General features: G+C 46.7%; 12 protein-coding genes. All 12 read left to right on the top strand.

From position 1 onward, the window contains the following. The first annotated feature begins 100 nt into the window (after positions 1-100). The 12 genes from LIZ87_RS20610 to LIZ87_RS20660 all read left to right on the top strand — a co-directional run bounded on the left by LIZ87_RS20610 (position 101) and on the right by LIZ87_RS20660 (position 15,280). Positions 101-736 (top strand): recombinase family protein, encoded by a 636-nt coding sequence (locus tag LIZ87_RS20610; protein ID WP_442912286.1) that lies wholly within the window; start codon positions 101-103, stop codon positions 734-736. 369 nt (positions 737-1,105) lie between these two features. After that, a complete protein-coding gene (locus tag LIZ87_RS20615) occupies positions 1,106-1,945 on the top strand; it encodes an NAD-dependent epimerase/dehydratase family protein (protein ID WP_227149042.1) in 840 nt (279 codons plus the stop codon). A 36-nt stretch (positions 1,946-1,981) separates the two neighbouring features. Continuing rightward, positions 1,982-3,226, top strand: a complete 1,245-nt coding sequence (locus LIZ87_RS20620; protein ID WP_227149043.1) for a hypothetical protein — start codon at positions 1,982-1,984, stop codon at positions 3,224-3,226. Positions 3,227-3,249: 23 nt separating this feature from the next. Next, positions 3,250-4,161 (top strand): hypothetical protein, encoded by a 912-nt coding sequence (locus tag LIZ87_RS20625; protein WP_227149044.1) that lies wholly within the window; start codon positions 3,250-3,252, stop codon positions 4,159-4,161. A 57-nt stretch (positions 4,162-4,218) separates the two neighbouring features. Further along, entirely contained in the window at positions 4,219-5,928 is a 1,710-nt protein-coding gene (locus tag LIZ87_RS20630; protein ID WP_227149045.1) for a DUF2194 domain-containing protein, read from the top strand. Between the two features lie 3 nt (positions 5,929-5,931). Next, a complete protein-coding gene (locus LIZ87_RS22470; RefSeq protein ID WP_264468115.1) occupies positions 5,932-6,273 on the top strand; it encodes a DUF3492 domain-containing protein in 342 nt (113 codons plus the stop codon). Beyond that, positions 6,228-7,364, top strand: a complete 1,137-nt coding sequence (gene pelF, locus LIZ87_RS20635; protein ID WP_264468116.1) for a GT4 family glycosyltransferase PelF — start codon at positions 6,228-6,230, stop codon at positions 7,362-7,364. The genes LIZ87_RS22470 and pelF overlap by 46 nt, the downstream gene beginning before the upstream one ends. Beyond that, a complete protein-coding gene (gene pelG / locus LIZ87_RS20640; RefSeq protein ID WP_227149046.1) occupies positions 7,345-8,721 on the top strand; it encodes an exopolysaccharide Pel transporter PelG in 1,377 nt (458 codons plus the stop codon). The genes pelF and pelG overlap by 20 nt, the downstream gene beginning before the upstream one ends. Positions 8,722-8,784: 63 nt before the next feature. Beyond that, complete coding sequence (locus LIZ87_RS20645) at positions 8,785-10,422, top strand: diguanylate cyclase (RefSeq protein WP_227149047.1); 1,638 nt, start codon at positions 8,785-8,787, stop codon at positions 10,420-10,422. 18 nt (positions 10,423-10,440) lie between these two features. Further along, entirely contained in the window at positions 10,441-10,803 is a 363-nt protein-coding gene (locus tag LIZ87_RS20650; protein ID WP_227149048.1) for an Hpt domain-containing protein, read from the top strand. A 5-nt stretch (positions 10,804-10,808) separates the two neighbouring features. Then, the gene (locus tag LIZ87_RS20655) at positions 10,809-13,367 is read left to right on the top strand and encodes a hybrid sensor histidine kinase/response regulator (protein WP_227149049.1); all 2,559 of its coding nucleotides are present in this window, start codon (positions 10,809-10,811) and stop codon (positions 13,365-13,367) included. 347 nt (positions 13,368-13,714) lie between these two features. After that, complete coding sequence (locus LIZ87_RS20660) at positions 13,715-15,280, top strand: DUF4368 domain-containing protein (RefSeq protein WP_319638603.1); 1,566 nt, start codon at positions 13,715-13,717, stop codon at positions 15,278-15,280. Positions 15,281-15,390 lie beyond the last annotated feature (110 nt).

Genomic DNA, 15,390 nt, shown 5'->3' on the forward strand with positions numbered 1-15,390 from the left:
CGATAAATGTAGAAAAGTCCGAGCTCTCGCTCGGGACTTTGTCTACAGTCTGAGGAACGGTAAGCCACCGTTCCTGTTCCTCTTTTTTATAATTACCTTGATGAACGGAGGAAATGACAATATGAATGTTTATGGTTATGTGAGGGTATCCAGCACGGATCAAAACGAAGATCGTCAAATGATCGCTTTGAAAGAAGTGCCGGTTCCAGAAAAGAATATTTTTATGGATAAGCAGTCCGGCAAGGATTTTGACCGTCCTAATTACAGAAAAATGGTACGGAAGCTGAAAGCTGGGGACCTGTTGTATATTCTCAGTATTGACCGATTAGGACGAAATTACAAAGAAATACAGGAACAGTGGCGGCTTTTGACACAAGAGAAAGGCATTGATATCTGTGTGTGGGATATGCCGCTGCTAGATACTCGCAATGGGAAAGACTTGATGGGAACTTTCATTGCAGACCTTGTGCTGCAAATTCTGTCCTTTGTGGCGCAAAGCGAACGTGAGAATATCAAGAAGCGTCAGGCCGAAGGAATCGCCGCAGCGAAGGCAAAGGGTATAAAGTTTGGCAGGCCCGAAAAGGAAGTACCTGAGAATTTTGAAGAGATTGTTAGACAATGGGAACAAAAAAGGCTTCCTTTCACGGAAGTCTTAAAACAATGCAATATGAGCGAAGCTACTTTTTACCGCAGATTGAGAGAGTATCGGATGCTTCAAAACAGAAAAAAAGGATAATACTGGGAATGTGGACTATCATAAGGTGTACATTTTGATAACCAACTAACCATTACATTAACATTATATATGTAATCTCTTGAAATCACAAGCAAATAGCAGGGTTTTTCGACATATTTTTCATCCCGACAGCTTTAGTGACATCTCGATCCAATATTATCAAAAGGTACACCTTTTGACAATATCTGAGTGGAATGTGGTAGGAATTAAGAAAATAAACTGTAATAACATCGCTTACCAATTGGCGTGGGTTGCCGTAGTCGTAAACTGACCATAGCCGCCCCACGGCAAAACGAAAAGGTGGCTGGAGATGTTGAAATTTTTTTGCATCCGTATAATATAAGTTAAGTTTGGGAGGAAAGCAGAATTATGAAAATTGTCTATATTGGAACAAATGGCGGGCTGGCTGAGACACTAGTTGAGCGAATGTGGCAGGAGGGGAATGATGTCTACCTCCTATCAGACAAAGAACTTTCACAAAAACCAAAGCAAGGCTCTCTGCACCACTTTTACCGAACTCCCCGCAAGGGCGAAAGCTTTGGAAAACTCCTGTGCTCCATTTCGCCGGATTGTGTGATATTTGCCGGTAAATACTACATAAGCAGCACCCATGAGGAGGAGTCGGATGCAGATGTGACCCTGCTGGCTCAGTCATTGCGGGCGGCTGCCGCGTTTCCGCATGTGAAATTCATTTTGCTGTCATCCATAGAGGTGTATGGGAAGACCAGTGGAAGAGCCGATGAATTCGCGGAGCGTGCTGCCGTCAGCGAACGTGGAGTCCGATTTATCCGTGAGGAACAGCTTCTGGACATTTACCGGAAACAGCACGGTATGGATGCGGTAATCCTTCGGGCATCGCAGCTCTATACCAACCGGCCCAAAGAGGGTGAAAGCGATATCTTGAGCCGGAACTTTTTCAACGCCGCCCATCCGGATGTCCATATGTCGAACAATGTGTTCCAGCCGCTTCATGTTTCCGACTTCGTGGATGCAGTTAAGCGGGTGCTGGATGCCGGAAATCAGTATGTTTACAATGTCTGCGGAAGTGCTGAGGTTTCCCAAAAGTGCCTGTACCAGATGGTCTGCCAACATGAGAAACTTTCGGAGCAGGATATCCAGTGGGAGGACTCCGGCTGCGTTACCCTGGCGGACAGCGGCCGGATCAGGCAGGAACTGGGATGGAGCGATTTTCGAAATCTGGAGGAATAGCTACAGGAGGGGGAGATCACATATGAGAGAGCACCGGTGGAGCACCGGAAGAAGAAAAAGAGGATTGTTCCGGTGGGAATCCGTCAGCTTGTGGAAAATCTTCTGATTTTTGCTGTGTTTTTTGCCTTGAGTTCCCTTTGCGGCTCCCACAGTCTGTTTTCCAAGATTGATTGGCTGATGATTTACGTCATCCTGATTTCTATATCATACAATATTTACCAGAGTGCGTTTGCGGCTGTGCTGGCTGGCGTTGCCTATTTGTACGGTCAGAACATGGAACTTCTGGATCTGGCTACGTTCCATTACTATGCGAATAGTATGCTGGCGGTTATGGAATTTGTATTTGTAGGGCTTATGGTCAGCTATACCGCCAATATGCTCAGGGAAGATGCCCGGAGTGTCCGCCAGGATTTGGAGATGATAAAGGAGGAGTATGAGGATTTAAAGGACATTAACGAGGAAAACGTACTCATCAAAAACGAGTATGAGCAGCGACTCCTGACATCCAAGTCCGGCTTTCCAAAGCTGTATGACCTGATTAGCCGCCTGATGGTTCAAGAGCCGGATCGTATCCTCTTGGAGGCTATGCAGGTTATCTCCGAGCTGGTCCGTACGGATACGGTGGCTGTCTACCATGGGCAGGCAGGAAGTCCTTGGCTCCGGTTGGTGGGAGCACTTTCAGAAAGTTCCGTAATGGACGGAAAGTCGTGGAATCTTTCCGATTCTCCAAAGATCTGTGATGCGGTAATGCGGGGGGAACTCTATCAAGGAGAGTTTGGGAGTGGCGAACCCGCCATAGTAATGCCCATTGTCTGCCAGGATGTTCCGGAGGCGGTGGTTCTCATAAAGAAGCTGCCTTATGAGTGCGAGACACTGTATCATATCAATCTGCTGAAAACTATGTCTTTGTTGCTGCGGGATTCCATGGAAAAGGCACTGCGATATGAGGAACTGTCCAGAGAAGAGCACTATGTGAAGGACACGGATATCCTGAAGCCGGAAGCATTCCGTAAGCAGATTCTTTTGGCCGGGGAGAAGGCGGAGAAGTGCATGGCAGAATACTGTGTCGTGGAGCTTACATATTCCGGCTCTTTGGCGGAGACCGCCAATGTGGTCAGACGGACACTTCGCGTGACAGACTGTCTGGGGACCAATGGAGAAGGGAAACTCTTTGCCCTGTTGAACAATACCGGTTCTGGAAACTTGGAGCATTTGCAAAAGCGCCTCTTAGCTTGCGGCGTGGAGGTCACTCCGGTTTTAGACAGACCGGTGGCAGTCTGAGCCTATGAGCAGAAAGCGAGGTTGTGATCATGTTGATTTGGTTTTTAGCGGCGAATTTTCTTTTGGCGGTACTGTATGCCATCATAAAGAGAATCCATCGAATGGGAGCTGGGATAGCGCTCTTTTTCATCTTCCTTCCGGGATTTGGATTTCTCATTTATTATCTGCCGGGACTGCTCCGGGCGTTTTTAGAAAAGGCGGGGATCGACCGGGAAGCGGTTCTGACACATGCTTTCAAGATTGACCGGCAGCCGGAACACCCTGACGTACGGGAGGCTTTAAACGTGGTGCCGGTGGAGGACGCCATGGCTGTCAGCGGGAATACGGAAAAACGGGCTCTTCTGCTGAAGCAGTTGAAAAAGAACCTGAAAGAAAATTATAAGATACTTCTGGCAGCAGAGCAGGATAAGGATTCGGAGTCCTCCCACTATGTTGCGGCCGCAAAGATGGAGATATACCGTCTCCAGCAGACGCAGTGGCTGGAGTGCCGCAGGGATTATGAGCAAGAACCCGGGGATCCGGAGAAATACCACACGGCTTGTGCGGCTCTGACAGAGATGCTGAAAAGTGATGTTCTTTCCGCCAGGGAGCAAAGTGCTTACCGAAAACATTTATGCTGCATGGTACAGGGGCAGATTGATATCGCAGAAGATGAGGTTTCTCCGGGAGAGTATGAGGAATGTTTAAGCTCCCTGGTGGAGCTTGGCCGATATGAAGATGCGGAACTCTTCTGGCAGAGATATGCGGACCGGATGCGGAGCGAGGCATCTTATCAGGATATGCTGAAAATGTTCTACGAGGCGGGAGAACGGCAGAAATTTGAGAACATCCTGGATGACTTGCGTAAAAATCGGCAGGTTCGGCTGTCTCCCAAAGGACTGGAGCAGCTGCGCTATTGGACCGCGCGTCTCTCGGGAACAGTGATGAACAACTGACTGCACACCCCTTTTGAGGGAATGGGCAGAACCAGATTTTAAATAGGGGGTGGAAGCATGTTATCACTTAAACGGTTACTGTATATCGTCCTGATTGTTGCCGTCCTGGGCGGTATTTTTTTGATTTACAGTATAAATATAAATGAGAGCCTTCCGGCGAGCGTTCAGATACCAGACCGTATTGACTCGGAACGGGAATTTACCGAAACGAGGCGGGTGGCTGGAGGAGATAAGCCCAGAGTTTGGATTTTTGGAGATTCCGATGATGTGGATTACGGAGAGATTTATGACAATGTCCGCCAGTTCTGCAGAGATCTGCATCTTACGGTGGCCGGGGAGGGAAGCCTGGACACGAGTGTGGTAAAGGAGCAGGATTTGGTAATTATTTGCGATGCATCCATCAGCCAATATGCCGATTTGAGCGAACTTAAGAGGTTCATTTCAGAAGGAGGCAGGGTCATACTGGCGGCGGGACTTGCAAAAGGGGGCGAGGACTCCCGGTTGTGGTCGGTATTTGGTATTCAGGAGAAATCCGCAGGAGAAGATTACCATGACCTGTATTTTGAAAAACCTTTGCTTCCGGTCCAGCCGGAGCAGGTCTGTTATGATGGGAACAGCGGTTCTGTACGGATCGAGGTCAGCGACGATGTGACTGTCTACATCCGGGATGCCAAAAAGGGTATCCCTATCCTTTATACAAACGACTGGAAGAAGGGCAGTGTCTGCCTGATCAATGGGAGTTTCCTCAAAGATATTCGCTGTATGGGGCTTCTGAGCGGAGCCATCGGCGCACTGCTGCCGGATTTCGTCTATCCGGTTTTGGGTGTGAAGGCCGTATTCCTTGACGATTTCCCTGTAATCACGTCTGCCGATGATGAGCTGTGCAGGCAGATGTACGGTTATTCTGCGGAAGGGTTTGTCCAGGATGTGGTGTGGCCCTCTTTCCAAGGAATCGCCCTTCGCACGGATACGCCATATACTGCCAGCATATTGGCGGCAGCGTCTTCTAAAAAGAGTTTCGGGACGATGGATGATACACTGGTTACGACCGTCGGCAAGTCGGTGCTGCAATTCGGCGGGGAGCTGGTCTATGCCGCCAATTGCCCAGAGGATGGGAAAGTTGTTTTTAACGAGGATTTTATAGACCGGTTCGCCAAAAACTTCACCGGATATACCGTCCAAGGTCTGGCTGTGGAAACCGACAATTTCTTCCCGGAAATGCTGGATGTGCCCGGTGCGGATGTGAGATTTGTCCGGGGAATACTGGGAAACCGTGACATGCGTCTTTCTTGGGAGGAAGGACGTACTGTGTTTCCCGCAGCTACAAAGGGAAACTCCATGGAAGACGGTAATCTCTTTGCCATCTGCTCCGTCCTGGGAGCTTATGGCATGGTCTCCCATGTGTTCGATGCCGGAATGCTGATTTCCAGGGATAGTGACATTGCCTCCTGGGATTCGGACAAGAGACAGATTGGCATTTTTGAGTCGGAAGTCCTTGTCTGTGTACCCTGGCTGGAGGGCAGGACGTTATCCCAGACAGAGGGAGATGTGAGGAGTTATCAGGATATGGATTACGGCTGGATAAAGAACGGCAGCAGCATAGAGATTAATTGTAGCTCTGTTTCAAAGGGGCAGGCATTCTTTTATCACACCGACGGCCGCATTGTCGAGGCAAAGGGGCTGACTTATCAGGATGTGGGAAACGGATACTATTTGTTGCGTATTCAGGAAAACCATGGAATTATCATATTGGAGGAGGGGAAATAAAGTATGCGGGTGTGTTTGATCTGTGAAGGGAGCTACCCCTATGTTCCGGGTGGCGTCTCTAGTTGGGTACAGATGTTGTGCAGCCAGTTTCAGGATGTGGAGTTTGTGGTATGGGCCATTGCGACCACAAGAGAGGAGATGCCGGGGTATGCATGTCGCATACCGGAAAACGTTAAGGAGATCCGGACGCTGTACCTGGGAGACGCGGCATTTAAAAAGAGCGGCCGGAAGATCCGGCTGACTAAAGAGGAGAAGGAGACCTTAAAAGGACTGCTAAGCGGCAGTGTAGACGCCGTCAATTGGACCGGTGTATTGGATCTCGCGAAACAGACCATCAGCATATGAGCGATTTTTTGATGAGCGAATCTTTCTTTGATGTCTGCATGGAGGAGTATCATAGGCAGAATTCCAAGAAAGTATTTCTCCAGTTTCTCTGGAATTTTAGGGGAATCTATTTCCCACTGATGTATATTCTCTCGCAGGAGATTCCAAAGGCGGATATTTATCATGCTGTCTCTGCTGGTTACGCAGGAATTCTGGGGAGTTGTGCTTCTTATGTGGAGGGGGTTCCCTTGCTTTTATCCGAACATGGCATCTATACAAGGGAACGAGAGGAGGACATCATCCGTTCGAACTGGGTAGCAGGAGAGTTCAAGGGACTATGGATTGACTTTTTCAAGAAGCTCTCTTTCATCGCCTATCAGCAGGCCAGTGTAGTCACTACTTTGTTTGAAACCAACCGCTCCCTGCAGATAGAACTGAAATGCCCTCCGGAGAAGATTTCCATCATACCAAACGGCGTGAATGCCGGAGATTTTGATTCCTGCCGGAAAAAGGAAAGGAGCGGACCGTTTGTCCTGGGGGCAATATTGCGGGTGGTGCCTATCAAGGATGTGAAAACCATGCTTCTGGCCTTTGACATCGTAAAGCGTGCAGTGCCGGAGGTCCGGCTGAAGATCATGGGCAACTGCGCGGAAGATCCGGTATATTACCATGAGTGCCTGGAGCTTTTGGAGGAGCTGGAGACGGAAGATGTGGAATTTCTTGGACAGGTCAATATAAAGGAGCATTTGCCGGAGGTGGATTTGCTGCTTCTTTCTAGCATCAGTGAGGGGCAGCCTCTGGCTATCTTGGAGGGTATGGCGGCAGAGATTCCCTTTGTGGCCACCAATGTAGGCGATTGCAGGGCTCTTTTGGAGGGCGAGCGGGAGGACGACAGATTCGGCCCAGCAGGGCTTATCGTGCCGGTCATGAACAGCGAGGCCATGGCGCAGGCTATCTTGCGCTGCATACGGAATCCAGGACTGACCGCAAGTATGGGGCAGGCCGGCAGGAAACGGGTGGAGGCGTACTACAGTCGGGAGGGAATGCTGTCTGCGTTCCGGGGTATCTATGAACACTTGGAGGAGAAATCTCATGGCAGGAATTGGATTTGAACTTAAAAAAATATATGGAAGAAAAACGTTGGCGGCTAACTTGTGGGGGACTATTTACGCTACCATGACCACCATTGGACCGGCGGTTCTGTCTGCGGTGCTGCTATTGGTGCTGAAGCTTTTGATGGATCAAGCGGGTCTCACGGTACTGGAAGAGAGGTTTTTTATCTCATCCACCACCCATGCCTTTATAATCGCTACATTGTGCGCCGTCCTTTTGGCAGCCCCCGTGTCGCGTTACATTTCCGACTGTATCTTTCTGGGCAGGGAGTCGGACATTTGCCCTTCTGCCTTCGGTGTGCTGACGTTATCCACTATCGTGTCCGGCATTGTTATGTTCCTACTGTGTGTAGGCATGTATTATTCTCAGGACGGAGTGGCGATGTCCTTCCTGGTAAGCTATTATTTCCTGGGCGTGCTGGTGACGGATGTTTACAGCATGATGACCTACGCCTCGGCGCTGAAGCATTACAAAGCGCTCACATTCAGTTTTCTGACGGGACTGCTGCTGGCGGTGGCTGTGTACTTTTTGTGTACTAAGCAGTGGGATATCGATAAAGTGACCGCAGCCTGCATGGCTCTTGTCTGCTGCTATTTTTTGATCGTATTCGCATTGGTGTTTCAGTGTGTGAAAGCCTTTGGAGTGCCGCAGGGCCGATATTTTGCGTTCCTCTCCTATTTTCGCCGGTATCCAAAGCTGGCTGTCGGAGGCTTTGCTTACACACTGGGTATCTATTGTCCTACCATCATTTACTGGTTTTTCTCCGGGATTGCGGAACAGGTCAGCGTTTTCCGCACAGCCCCGGCCTACGACTTCGCGCTGTTCCTGGCCGTTTTTGTAAATATGCCGTCACTGGTTATCTTTGTGGTAAAGGTGGAAACGTCTTTTTATGAGAAGTACACCCTGTATGTTTCCGCACTGAACAACGGCACCCACGACCTGATCCGGAAGGAACGGGGCGTCATGGTCAGGGAGCTCCGCTATCAGCTCTTTTTTGTATATGAGATCCAGCTTATCATTACCGTGGTGTTGGCCTGTCTGGGCAGTGTGTTTCTCCCCTACCTGAATGCCAGCACCCATATGCTGCAAATGTTCGTAATTCTGAGCCTGGGGATATACACCGTGTTCTGTATGTACTTTACCATTATCGTATTCTATTATTTTTCTGATTACGGTGGTGCGTGTATAAGCGCTCTTGTCTTCCTGACGGTGACAGTCCTTGGTGCAGCGGGGGCTGCCCTGATGAATGATTTTTATCCCCTGCCTCTGTTGTTGGGCGGTATTTGCGGCTGGATTGTTTCTTTCCTGTTGCTGCGCCGACGAATGGAGAAGCTCGATAGCTTTTTGATGTGCTGAAACGGTAAGCGGTGCGGATAGAATATAAGTTGAATAGAACGCTTTTGAAGGAAATTAGGTGTGATGGGAAAACAAACAATTTTAATCGTTGATGATTCAGAGATGAATCGTGATCTTCTGGTAGATATTCTGGAAGATCAATATGATCTGATAGAGGCTGAGAATGGGGTAAAAGCAATCGAAATTCTTGCAGAGCAAAGAGAAGCGATATCTCTTGTGCTTTTGGATATTATGATGCCCGAGATGGATGGATTTGGAGTGCTCAGTCATATCTATCAAAATCATTGGAATGAATCATTTGCAGTGATTATGATTTCTGCTGATGATTCTCCGGCGAATATAAAACGTGCCTATGACCTGGGGGCGTTTGATTATATCAGCCGTCCATTTGACGCCGCGATTGTCCAGCGCCGGATTTCCAATACCATGTGCTTATATGTGCGTCAAAAACATCTGGAACAGCTGGTCATAGAGCAATTTTATGAGAATGAGAATAATAATAAACTGATGATTGCGATCTTATCTCATATTGTAGAGTTTCGTAATGGGGAAAGCGGCGCCCATGTACTGCATGTGAATCAGATCACAGAGCTTTTGCTGAAGCAATTGATTCTGCATACGGACCGGTATTCTTTGTCCCAATCGGATATTGCTTTAATAAGCACGGCTTCCTCACTGCATGATATCGGAAAGATTGCGATATCGGAAGAGATTTTGAATAAACCCGGACGCCTTACAGATGAAGAATTTGAAATCATAAAAACCCATACGGCAATCGGCGCTGACATGTTATTAAGCCTGCCGGCGGATCAGCAATCGGTTCCCCTTGTCAGGATGGCATTTGAAATCTGCCGGTGGCATCATGAACGATACGACGGTAAGGGGTATCCGGATGGATTAAAAGGAGATGACATTCCGATTGCGGCTCAGGCGGTTGCGCTTGCAGATGTGTATGATGCATTGACCAGTGAGCGATGTTATAAGAAAGCTTATTCACATGAAGACGCCTTGAACATGATTTTAGACGGACAATGTGGTTCTTTCAATCCGATCCTGTTACAGTGCCTGCAGGAAATCACGACGGTTCTGAAACGGGAACTGATAAAGAAAGTGTCGGGACAGACTATGATGCAGAGAACAGGTGAAGAAATAGATTATGGCAAAATATTTTCCGCCAAAAAGTATAACTTCCAGTCCCAGCAGCAGAAGACTTGGAAGCTATTATATACGGATTCGTTAACGGGTGTTTATAACCGCCGCTATTATGATGACTATATTCAGAATGCTGAAGATATCCAGGCGGCTGTTATGATAGATGTAGATAACTTTAAACATATTAATGATAACTATGGGCACGATGCAGGGGATATCGTGCTTCACAGTATTGCCCAGACGATTTTATCCTGTGTACGAAAAACAGATGCTGTGATCCGTTATGGTGGCGATGAATTTGCCGTTATCTTTTATCAGATACCGGAAGAGGTGTTTGAGACAAAATTGGAAAGAATGAGATATTTAGTTGAGGATCTCCGTGTGAAGGAGTATCCGGAAATCCGTATGTCTATAAGCGTAGGCGGGGCATACGGAACAAAAAGAGCAAAGGAACTCTTTAAAATTGCAGACCGTATGATGTATCGATCGAAGCGTACGAAGAATCAGGTGAATATTTGTTTCTTGGATAAGAAAGCAGAGAGCGTGTAAAGAGGAAGAGAAAGCATTATGAATTTAAAAGAATGTTACATAAGTTTTGGCGGTGACTATGATGAGGTGTTGGGCAGATTGAGACGGGAACAGACTGTCCGGAAGTTCGCATACAAGTTTCTGGATGATAAAAGTTTCCTCCAGTTTGAGGCTTCTATGGAAAACAAAGAGTATGAGGAGGCGCTCAGGGCTGTTCATACACTCAAAGGAATTTGCCAGAATCTGTCGTTTACCAGGCTGTATGAAAGCAGCAGCCTCGTGACAAGTGCGTTGAAAGAGAATGATCATGATAAAGCGGTGGAGTTGATGCCGCGGTTATCAGAGGATTATCATCAGATTATTCATTCTGTTGAAGAATACAGGAACGCTAAGGAGGAATAGCGGCGATGAAGAACAGGAAAAAACGGGATCCCGCAATGCAATTCTTAATCTTCAGCTTCATAGGAGTTCTGCTTTTTAGTATTGTTGTTTTCAGTGTGTTGGGAATTTATATGAGCCGAAAGAGTGAAAAGGCGATTTCTGAGATTGGAGAAATCTATATGTCAGGAATGAACCAGCAAATGTCCGGACACTTTGATACGGTAATCGGACTGCGATTTGATCAGGTCCAAGGTATTATTTCTGTTGTTCCAACAGATAACACGAACAGAGAGCAGCTGTATGAGGAGCTGATTTACAGGGCGAAGGTCAGAGGGTTTGACTATTTAGCGCTTTGCTCCGAGGAGGGGGGCTTTGAAACTCTTTATGGAGAATCCATACAGCCCAGCAATCCAGGCCCTTTTGTGGAAGCGCTGGTACAGGGGGAACAAAGAGTTGCCGTCGGGGTTGATTCGACCGGAAAAGAAGTGGTATTGTTTGGTGTTGACGCGTCTTATCCTATGCGGAATGGAAGTAAGTGCACCGGTCTGGTAGCTGCCGTACCACTGGAGTACATTACGGATTTTCTGGCGCTGCAGGATGAAAACCAGCTGATGTATTATCATATCATCCGGCCGGACGGCAGTATTGTTATACAAAATAAAAATATGGAGCTGGCAGGATTTTTTGAACAGTTGCAGGAGTACCTTCAGTCCGAATCAGGAAACTCTTCAGAAGGGACGTTGATCGAGGAGTTTGGCAATGCGTTAAAGAATCATAAAGAGTTTTCCGGAACACTGGAAGTAGATGGTGAGAAACGGCAGATTTGTGGAATCTCATTACCTTATTCGGAATGGTATCTGGTGGCAGTAATGCCCTATAGTGCTTTGGATGATACCATAAATCATCTGAGCAATCAGCGTATGATTCTGACATTATTATCCTGTGCTTCTATATTGGCTATACTGACATTGATCTTTAGCCGGTATTTTTCCATAACCCGTTCCCAGGTGCTTGAGTTAGAGGACGCCCGCCAAAAAGCGGTTGAATCAAGTAAAGCAAAGAGCGAATTTTTGGCAAATATGAGCCATGATATCCGTACGCCGATGAATGCAATTGTGGGTATGACTGCGATTGCCACAGCCCACATAGATGACCAGAAACAGGTACAGAATTGTCTTAGAAAAATTACATTATCAAGTAAACATCTATTAGGGCTGATCAACGATGTTTTGGATATGTCTAAAATTGAAAGTGGGAAATTAACTTTAACAACAGAACAAATTTCATTAAAGGAAGTTGTTGAAGGAGTTGTTAATATTATGCAGCCACAGGTTAAGGCAAAAAGGCAAACCTTTGACATACATGTCGAAAATATCTTAACAGAAAATATATGGTGTGACAGTGTACGCTTGAATCAGGTTTTGCTAAATCTTTTATCGAATGCAACGAAGTATACACCGGAGGGGGGCTCGATACAACTATCCCTCTCTGAAGAAAAATCTCCGAAAGGAGAAAACTATATCCGAATCCATATCAAGGTCAAGGATAATGGAATTGGTATGTCGCCAGATTTTCTGAAAAGAATATATGAATCCTATAGTCGTGCTGATGGAGTCAGGGTTAGTAAAACGCAAGGCACTGGTTTGGGAATGGCGATTACAAAGTATATTGTGGACGCAATGGAAGGATCCATTAATATAAAAAGTGAAATTGATAAAGGTACCGAGGTTTCTCTTACATTTGATTTTGAAAAAGCGGTTGCACTGGAAATGGACATGGTTCTTCCTTCCTGGAATATGTTGGTAGTTGATGATGATGAATTACTCTGCAGGACAGCGATAGACACGCTGAAAACCATCGGCATCAATGCCGACTGGGTATTGAGTGGAGAAAAGGCGATAGAACTGGTTACCCAACATCACCAAAAGAGAGATGATTATCAAATTATTCTATTGGATTGGAAACTACCTGGTATGAATGGGATTCAAGTTGCAAAAGAAATCCGGCGTAATTTGGGAGATGAAATGCCGATTTTGCTGATTTCTGCATATGACTGCAGTGAATTTGAAGAGGAGGCCCGTGAAGCAGGTATTAATGGTTTTATTTCCAAGCCCCTTTTTAAATCCACGCTGTATCATGCTTTGTGTCAGTATATGGACACTCAAACAGAAAATGACCAGACATTGAATTCTAATATCGATCTATCTGGACGCCGTATCCTGCTTGCTGAGGACAATGAGCTTAATTGGGAGGTCGCAAGTGAATTGTTGTCTGACCTGGGTGTAGAGTTGGATTGGGCAGAGGATGGCCAGATATGTCTGGATAAGTTCCAAAAATCATCAGCGGGACATTACGATGCCATTCTTATGGATATACGGATGCCGCATATGACAGGGTATGAGGCTACAAAGGCAATTCGAGGAATAAATCACCCAGATGCTTTATCTATCCCAATCATTGCTATGAGTGCAGATGCTTTTTCTGATGACATACAGCATTGCCTGGAGTGCGGTATGAATGCCCATATAGCAAAGCCGATCGATGTTATAGAATTGACTCGCTTATTAAAAAGATATTTAATATAATGGCAGATATGGTATAACAAAAAATGCAAAATTATTGTTATTGTAAGATAACCATTTAGGGGAAGTTGGGAATTAAGAGGGGCCTGTAGACTGAATTGTTTGCAGGTCTTTTCTTACTTTAGCCGCCTTTTATTCAGCGGCCTATCCACAGGATACCGAAGGCATGGTTTTGCAGAGTATATGGAGCAGGTACAAAGTGCTGCTTCATATGATACCGGAATCACATCGGAATACGGACACTCCCTTTTGGCTTTATTTACCTGCAGGTATCATACAAAAAATGGGGGTTCCTCGTGGTCGCCCGAATGGTGTAACCACCGCAGTTTGGATGAAAATATCCTTGACAAATCTCATCTCAAAAGGCGATTCTCAAGAAATACGCAAAAGAACAAGGTTTCCGCAATATACAGTTTTTCGTGGACGATGGTTACTCCGGTGCGAACTTCAACAGACCCGATTGGAACCGCATGATCGAACTGGTAAAGGACGACAAGATTGGCGTTATTATTGCCAAGGATATGAGCCGTATCGGCAGAAATTATCTGGAAGTCGGTCTTTATACAGAAATGCTTTTCCCCGAACACGATGTCCGTTTCATCGCTGTGAACAGCGGTGTGGACAGCGCCAATCAGCAGGACAACGATTTTACTCCGTTCTTGAACATCATCAACGAGTTCTATGTCAAGGACAGCAGTAAAAAGGTCAAAGCGGTTATGAAGCAGAAAGGCGAATCCGGTGAGTATCTGACCACCAACCCGCCCTACGGCTACATGAAAGACCCCGACAATCCAAAGAGACATTGGATTGTGGACGATGAAGCCGCAGCCGTTGTCCGTCAGATCTTCGCTTGGTGCATGGAGGGCTTCGGTCCCTCGCAGATCACCAGGAAGCTGAAGGAAGCAAAGGTGGATTGTCCCACGGTTCATTGGATGAAAATGGGACGAAACGCTCCCGCAAAGACACCCGATAATCCTTACGATTGGGCACCACGCACCATTACTGGCATACTGGAAAAGCAGGAATACCTTGGTCACATGGTCAACTTCAAGACACGCAAGCAGTCGTACAAGAGCAAAAAGAAACTCGAAAACCCTCCCGATCAATGGAAGATTTTCGAGAATATCCATGAAGCCATTATTGACGAAGAAACCTTCGCTCGTGTGCAGGAGCTTCGCAAGAACAAACGCAGACCCGCCAGAACAGGCAAAACCAATATGTTCTCCGGTCTCGTCCGCTGTGCCGATTGTGGTGAGAAATTGTACTACTGCACCAGCAACAGTTTTGAAACCAGACAAGACCACTTCGTATGCTCTACTTCCCGCAAAAAGGGCAAGGAGGTCTGTGACACTCACTTCATCCGTGCCGTGGTACTGGAAGAAGGTACACTCCAACACATGAGGTTGGTAATCCAATGTGTTGCCGATTATGAGGATGCGTTCCGCAGAGCATTGGGTGCAAAGCGAAGTGAGGAAGCAAAGAAAGAGCTTTCTGCCAAGAAGCGAACCTTGCAGAAATCCGAAAATCGTTTGGCTGAACTGGACAGGTTGTTCAAGCGTATTTACGAGGATAGAGTCAACGGAAAACTGTCCGAAGCTCGTTTCCAGATGTTGTCTGATGATTATGAGCAGGAGCAGGCAGACCTGAGAACCAAGATTGAAATGCTTGAAAACGAAATACAGAATCAAGAAGATCAAGCGGAGAATGTTGATAGGTTTATCCGACAGGCGAAGAAGTACCTGTATCTGGAGAAGCTGACACCTACCATTTTGAACGATATGGTTAACGCCGTATATGTTCATGCACCAGACAAGTCCAGCGGACACCGAGTGCAGGATGTGTCAATCAGCTACAACTATATCGGCATACTCCCCGCCAATTTACTCTATGACGTTATGAACGGAAAAGCGGCATGATTACTCATGCCGCCTTCCCGAAAACATTATTATACTGTTTTATTGGAGCGCCCCGAAAGGTGCGACACTTACACCGGCGCAGACGATAGCCGCCGAGGCGGTAAAACGAA

It is taken from the genome of Lacrimispora sp. 210928-DFI.3.58 (assembly GCF_020554865.1).
GTDB lineage: Bacteria > Bacillota > Clostridia > Lachnospirales > Lachnospiraceae > Enterocloster.

Excerpts from the sequence above, each read along its gene's own strand:
- LIZ87_RS22470 (WP_264468115.1), top strand. The coding sequence starts at position 5,932 with ATGCGGGTGTGTTTGATCTGTGAAGGGAGCTACCCCTATGTTCCGGGT.
- LIZ87_RS20615 (WP_227149042.1), top strand. The coding sequence starts at position 1,106 with ATGAAAATTGTCTATATTGGAACAAATGGCGGGCTGGCTGAGACACTA.
- LIZ87_RS20610 (WP_442912286.1), top strand. The coding sequence starts at position 101 with ATGAACGGAGGAAATGACAATATGAATGTTTATGGTTATGTGAGGGTA.
- LIZ87_RS20630 (WP_227149045.1), top strand. The coding sequence starts at position 4,219 with ATGTTATCACTTAAACGGTTACTGTATATCGTCCTGATTGTTGCCGTC.
- pelG (WP_227149046.1), top strand. The coding sequence starts at position 7,345 with ATGGCAGGAATTGGATTTGAACTTAAAAAAATATATGGAAGAAAAACG.
- LIZ87_RS20655 (WP_227149049.1), top strand. The coding sequence starts at position 10,809 with ATGAAGAACAGGAAAAAACGGGATCCCGCAATGCAATTCTTAATCTTC.
- LIZ87_RS20650 (WP_227149048.1), top strand. The coding sequence starts at position 10,441 with ATGAATTTAAAAGAATGTTACATAAGTTTTGGCGGTGACTATGATGAG.
- LIZ87_RS20645 (WP_227149047.1), top strand. The coding sequence starts at position 8,785 with ATGGGAAAACAAACAATTTTAATCGTTGATGATTCAGAGATGAATCGT.